Origin of the sequence: Flectobacillus sp. (assembly GCF_049240685.1) — a bacterium.
GTDB lineage: Bacteria > Bacteroidota > Bacteroidia > Cytophagales > Spirosomataceae > Flectobacillus.
This window is the reverse complement of record NZ_JBMLSD010000049.1, coordinates 1-6,761: the sequence shown is the minus strand read 5'-3', so window position 1 is coordinate 6,761 and position 6,761 is coordinate 1. Positions and strand designations below refer to the sequence as shown.

The window sequence follows — 6,761 nt, the reverse complement described above, 5'->3', positions numbered from 1 at the left end:
AAAGCGAGCTTTTTCGCCCCCAAACCTCAATTCATACATGAAACGTTTTTTCTACAAAAGCCTTTTGCAGTCCCAACTCATCTTGGGACTTTGGTTGTTTAGTGCAGGAGTCGGTCTTGCACAACAAGCGACTTGGATTTGGTATCCAGGAGATTTTGAAATTTGGTTAGGCAATAAAATGCAAAACCGCCGTACTGAGCGTGGTGTTTTTTTTCCACCTTTCTGGAAATTGGACAGTCATTATAACTTGATTGATTTTCATAAATCATTCACACTCAATGCACCAGAAGAAGTTTCGATTTTTGTAGAAGGACAATACAATGTTAAAATTGATGGAAAAGCCATTACTGGTTATCCTAAAAAAATCACAATGCCCGCAGGGAAACATAAGTTGAGCCTGAAAGTATTTTGCCAAGACCGTGTTCCTGCCATTTTTATTCAAGGAAAAAATGTCGTTTCTGACAACTCTTGGTTGGTGACTTTTGAGGATAAAGAATGGATTGACGAAACAGGAAAAGCTTCTGACCAATCGGGTACGACATGGCTCAATGCTGGCTCTTGGAATTTTAACACGCCAGCACAAGCGCCTTCCAAATTTAGCTTGGCCACCAAAGCGCAAAAACCTATAAAAGTGGAAACGTTGAAAGAGGGAACAATCATAGATTTTGGCAAGGAAACATTTGGTTTTGTTCAACTCAAAGGATTGAAAGGAAAAGGAAAAGTTGAGATTTTCTATGGAGAATCCAAAGAAGAAGCATTGGATACAGAGCACTGTGAAACGCTCGACCAACTCACTATCAATCAGGATATTGCCAAAGATTCGACGATGGAATTGACGAAGGCTTTTCGATATATTTTTATCAAAAAATCGCCAGCCGTATCCTTCAAGGAAGTATCCATGTTGTATGAGTATATGCCTGAGAAAGAGCGTGGTAGCTTTCGCTGTTCAGACGAGCAAATTAATCAGATTTATGACGTAGCCAAATACACGTTTCAGCTCAATACGCGTGAGTTTTTCATAGATGGTATCAAACGTGACCGCTGGATTTGGTCGGGTGATGCCTACCAGAGTTATTTGATGAACTACTATTCATTCTTTGATTCGCCAGCCGTTACGCGTACGCTTTTGGCTTTGCGTGGAAAAGACCCTGTGACTAGCCATATTAACACCATTATGGATTACACATTCTATTGGTTTTTAGGTATTTACGACTACTATCTTTATACAGGAGATAAAACTTTTATCCAGCAGTTTTACCCTCGTATGCAAACGCTCATGGAATATTGCCTAAGTCGTCGTAACAAAGATGGTATGATGGAGGGGCTTTCGGGTGATTGGGTATTTATCGACTGGGCAGAAGGTTTGAGCAAAAAAGGAGCTGTAAGTTTTGAGCAGCTATTACTTACTCGTAGTCTAGAAACCATGACTCTCTGCGCCAATATTGCCGATGATACAAAAGGGGCAAATCGTTACAAACAAATCGGAGAAGAACTGAAATCTAAATTTTTCTCAACCTATTGGAATGACACTAAGCATGCTTTTGTGCATAGCCAAGTAGATGGAAAACAGACCGATAACGTAACCCGATATAGCAATATGTTTGCGATTTTCTTCAATTATTTGGATGAAGCCAAAAAACAAGGAATCAAAAATCATGTTTTGTTAAATGATAAAATTCAAAAAATCACTACGCCATATATGCGTTTTTATGAATTGGAAGCGTTGTGTGCTTTAGGTGAACAAAAATTCGTTTTAGACGAAATGAAATCCTATTGGGGTGGTATGCTCAAACTAGGAGCGACCTCTTTCTGGGAAGAATATAATCCAGCAAAATCAGGAGCTGAGCATTACGCCATGTATGGTCGTCCGTTCGGAAAAAGTCTTTGTCACGCTTGGGGAGCAAGTCCTATTTACTTATTAGGAAAATACTATTTAGGCGTAAAACCCACAAGCCCTGCGTATGAGCAATACGACATTACGCCAGAGCTTGGTGGCTTAGCTTGGATGGAAGGAAGCGTTCCAACCCCAAAAGGTGATGTCAAATTGTATTGTAGCAAAGAAGCTATCAAAATAACTGGTACAAATGATGGCGTTGGAAAACTTAAATTTAAAAGTCAAACTACCCCAACTTGCGCTCAGGGATCGATTCAATCCATTGGAAATCAATGGTATGAGTTAAGCATTCCCAAAGGACAAACCATCGAAGTGAGGTATCAGCAGTAAGTTTATAGAGGGATTAGGCAAAAGGCAACAGGCATCAGTTTTTAACGTGAATAACACGATTATCAACACTAATGCCTAGTGCCTCTTTGCCTAACCCCTAAACATAACAAACAAATGAAATTCTATTTACGAAACTATCCACCCTTTACCATCGCCATTTTATGCTTACTTCAAATTTTGTGTTTGAGCTTTCGGAGCAATGCACAAAATTTGTCGCTTTATGACTTGCGTTGTGAATATCTCAAAAACCCTATCGACATTGATATTCGCAAACCACGCTTGAGTTGGAAAATTCAGTCGGGCGGATATAACGTCAAGCAAACATCCTATCAAATTTTAGTTGCTGATTCTCCAGAGCTATTACAACCCAACAAAGCCAATATTTGGGATTCTGGCAAAATCTCCTCAGACCAGTCTATCCAAGTTGAATATGATGGTAAAACGCTGGAAGCTACACAAGTATATTACTGGAAAGTTAAAATCTGGGACAATCAGGGACGCTCGTCGGCTTGGAGTGAAGTCGCTACTTGGCAAATGGGGCTTTTCTCAGCAGGCGATTGGCGTAATGCTCAATGGATTGCCTACGAACGCTTGGCAGATAGTTTGGTAAATATTTTACCAACTGACGGACAAAAAGATAAGATTCTCAAAAACAATATCTTACCCATATTTCGTAAAGATTTTACCGTAAAGAAAAAGATTAAACGCGCAACCATGTTCATCTCAGGATTAGGACATTTTGAGTTGAGTTTAAATGGTAAAAAAGTAGGTGACAACTTTCTGGATGCAGGTTGGACCAAGTACGATAAGCAAGTGCTATATGTAGGATTTGACTTAACAAAATCCTTGCAAGAAGGAAAAAACACCGTTGGGGTAATGCTCGGAAATGGCTTTTATTATATTCCGCCAGTTAAAGGACGCTATCGCAAACTCAAAGGAATGTTTGGTTTACCTAAAATGATTTGTCGCTTGAAAATAGAATTTCAAGATGGTTCTGAACAAAATTTGTACACGGATAATTCGTGGAAAACTGCACCAAGCCCGATTACCTTTTCAAGTATTTACGGAGGCGAAGACTATAATGCCAATCTGGAACAAAAAGGCTGGGATATGCCCAATTTTGATGAGAGTTTATGGCGAAATGCCATTGTGGTAGAAGGTTTGCCAAGGCTAAGTCCGCAATTGACCGAACCAGTCAAAATCATGGAATCTTTTCAGCCCATTCAACAAAAACAAGTTGTCTCAGGCGATTGGGTATTTGATTTAGGGCAAAATGCTTCTGGTATTATCGAACTAAAAGTCAAAGGAAACAAGGGTGATACAGTTTGGGTACGACCTTCGGAATTACTCAATGCCGATGGCACTGTCAACCAAAAAGCTTCAGGAAGTCCCTATATTTTTAGTTATGTGCTCAAAGGCGAAGGCATCGAAACATGGCAACCACGCTTTAGTTATTATGGCTTTAGATATTTGCAAGTGAAAGGTGCAAAGCCAGAACCTAACGCTAAAACACAGATAATCAGCATAAAAGGATTGCATATTCGTAATTCTGCCTCGACTATCGGACAGTTTGCTAGCTCAGATACACTTTTCAACCAAACGCATAAGCTTATTGATTGGGCCATCAAAAGCAATATGACCTCGGTATTTACCGATTGTCCGCATCGTGAAAAATTGGGTTGGTTAGAGCAAGTACATTTGATGGGTTCTTCGGTTCGCTATCGCTATGATGTAGCTCCAATGTTCAAAAAGGCGGTTAAAGATATGCAGTTATCACAACTTCCGAATGGCTTAATTCCTGAGATTGCACCCGAATATGTCAAGTTTGAATGGGGTGGCGACATCTTCCGCGACTCGCCCGAATGGGGCAGTAGCAGCATTATTGTTCCCTACTACATGTACCTCTGGTATGGCGATACCCGTGTGCTGGACGAAGCATATCCTATGATGCAGCGCTATTTGAAATACCTTGCCAGCAAAGCGCAAAATCATATTCTTTCACAAGGCTTGGGCGATTGGTATGATTTGGGACCAAAACCTCCAGGGATATCCCAACTCACACCTATGGGTGTAACAGGTACAGCGATTTACTATTACGATTTACAAATTGCAGAGAAAATTGCGAAAATCTTAGGTCATGGCGACGATGCGCAGGAATATGCAGATATGGCCGAAGAAGTCAAAAAAGCCTTTAATCAAACTTTTTACCAATCCGAAACACAGCAATATGCATCAGGCAGCCAGACGGCAAATGCCATGGCTTTGTTTATGAATTTGGTTGAGCCAGAAAATCGTAAAGCTGTTTTGCAACATTTGATTGACGATATTCAAACACGTAACTATGCCCTGACAGCTGGTGATATTGGCTACCGATATGTTTTGCGAGTATTAGAATCAGAAGGACGCTCCGACATTATTTATGCCATGAATAATCGCTCGGATGTGCCAGGCTATGGCTATCAGCTCAAAAAAGGCGCCACTGCCCTTACCGAATCATGGCAAGCGGAAGGTAATTCTCATAACCATTTTATGCTTGGGCATTTGATGGAATGGTTGTATAGTGGCTTGGCAGGTATTCGTCAAAGCGAAAGAGAGGTAGCCTTCAAAGAAACAATTATCGCCCCAGAAGTCGTAGGAGAGCTCACGCAAGCAGAAGGAAGCTATGAGTCACCTTACGGAAAAATAAGTACACTTTGGAAAAAAACCAGCAAACGCTTTACCCTAAACGTAAGCATTCCTGTCAATACACATGCTAAAATTTTAGTAGATCAACATTTAGGAAAAACTATTAAACAAAATGGTAAAATCATTCCAGCCGAAAAGCAAGGCAATAAATATTTGATATCAGTAGGTTCAGGGAATTACCTTTTTGAATTATATTAGTCCTTTTTATCCGTAGAGATACAAGGCTTGTGTCTTTTGTAAAGAATGTTTTAGCCGTAAAATATTACATCTGATTCATGTCAAATACAGGAGACGCAAGCATTGCGTCTCTACAGAAAATTATCTTTTTATTTTTGAAAAACATGAAAAAAAATATCAGTCTTACCCTTCTCTTATTGGCGCTAGGTATTAGCGCACAAGCGCAGGTATATTTGAATGTATTGAAATTTGGGGTCAAAAATGATAGCTCCAAACTCGCAACAGAAGGAATCAAAAAAGCCATTGCCAGTGCGGTCAAACAAGGGGGAGGAACCATCTTTTTTCCTGCTGGAAAATATAAAACTGGTCCTATCGAACTCAAAAGCAATATTACTATCTTCATCGATGCTGGTGCTGAGTTACATTTTACCGATGATTTTGACGCCTATCTCCCAATGGTTCCTTCTCGCTGGGAAGGGACAGATGTCGTTAATTTTTCACCGCTATTTTATGCCTATAAGGCCGAAAATATTGCCATTAAGGGAAGAGGCTTGGTTGACGGGCATGGCAAAAAATGGTGGGCTTACTCAGAAGTTCATGTCAAAAACATTCCCACTTCTAAATGGCAAGAGGAGTTCAAAAGACTCAACAAAGATGTATTGGCACCAGACCTTCCAGGTTGGATAGAGAAAGGTTTTTTGCGTCCTCCTTTCATACAACCCATGTTTTGTAAAAATGTACAAATTGAAGGAATCACGATACGAAATTCTCCTTTCTGGACAGTCAACCCTGAGTTTTGTGACAATGTAACCATTCATGGTGTGACCATCGAAAACCCTCATTCTCCCAATACAGACGGCATTAACCCCGAATCTTGTAGCAACGTGCATATTTCCAACTGCCATATTAGTGTAGGTGATGACTGCATTACCATCAAATCAGGAAAAGATCGTTCGGGGCGCAAAAGAAATATTCCTGCCGAAAATTATACCATTACTAACTGTACGATGCTGTCGGGACATGGAGGTGTTGTAATTGGTAGTGAAATGTCGGGTGGTGTGAAAAAGATTGTGATTTCGAACTGCATTTTCGATGGTACAGACAGAGGAATTCGTATCAAAACGGCACGCGGTCGTGGTGGCGTAGTCGAGGATATTCGTGTAGATAATATCGTGATGAAAAACATCAAAGAACAGGCTATTGTACTCGATATGCAATATGCCAAAACGACGGTTGAGCCCATTTCTGAGCGCACTCCCATTTTCCGCAATATTCATTTTAGCAATATCACCGCACAAGGAAATCAAGCAGGCTATCTAAATGGACTTGAAGAACTACCTATTGAAGACATCAGCTTTCAAGACCTCAATTTTGATACACAATCAGGTTTTGTCATTAAAAACTCCAAAAATATCCAGTTCGACAACGTGCGTGTCAATACCGAAAGAGGAGCTGTCATTAAAGCCGAAAACAGTCAGCTAATCAGCATCAAACAAGTATTGACGAATAAGCCACATGCGGGAGTTCCTATCTTGGATTTCAACAATTTACAGCAAGTTTCCATCCAAGGAAATATCCCTTTAGTATCGACCGATATGTATTTGAAAGTCTCAGGAGAAAAGTCAGCTAATTATTTGATGGGAGATAACAATTTCAAAAATGTCAAAACCCCTAT

At 40.2% G+C, this 6,761-nt stretch carries 3 protein-coding genes; all 3 read left to right on the top strand.

All coding sequences use genetic code 11. The features are described from left to right. Positions 1-37 precede the first annotated feature (37 nt). Positions 38-2,224, top strand: coding sequence for an alpha-rhamnosidase (locus tag ACOVQ4_RS02335; protein WP_421819055.1), 2,187 nt, complete (start codon positions 38-40; stop codon positions 2,222-2,224). A 114-nt stretch (positions 2,225-2,338) separates the two neighbouring features. Then, positions 2,339-5,107, top strand: a complete 2,769-nt coding sequence (locus ACOVQ4_RS02330) for a family 78 glycoside hydrolase catalytic domain (RefSeq protein ID WP_421819054.1) — start codon at positions 2,339-2,341, stop codon at positions 5,105-5,107. A 143-nt stretch (positions 5,108-5,250) separates the two neighbouring features. Then, positions 5,251-6,761, top strand: a 1,511-nt coding sequence (locus tag ACOVQ4_RS02325) for a glycoside hydrolase family 28 protein (protein ID WP_421819053.1), incomplete at its 3' end; no start/stop codon positions are given.

What these genes read in the sequence shown, in the direction of transcription:
- ACOVQ4_RS02335 (WP_421819055.1), top strand. Translation starts at nt 38, where the DNA reads ATGAAACGTTTTTTCTACAAAAGCCTTTTGCAGTCCCAACTCATCTTG.
- ACOVQ4_RS02330 (WP_421819054.1), top strand. Translation starts at nt 2,339, where the DNA reads ATGAAATTCTATTTACGAAACTATCCACCCTTTACCATCGCCATTTTA.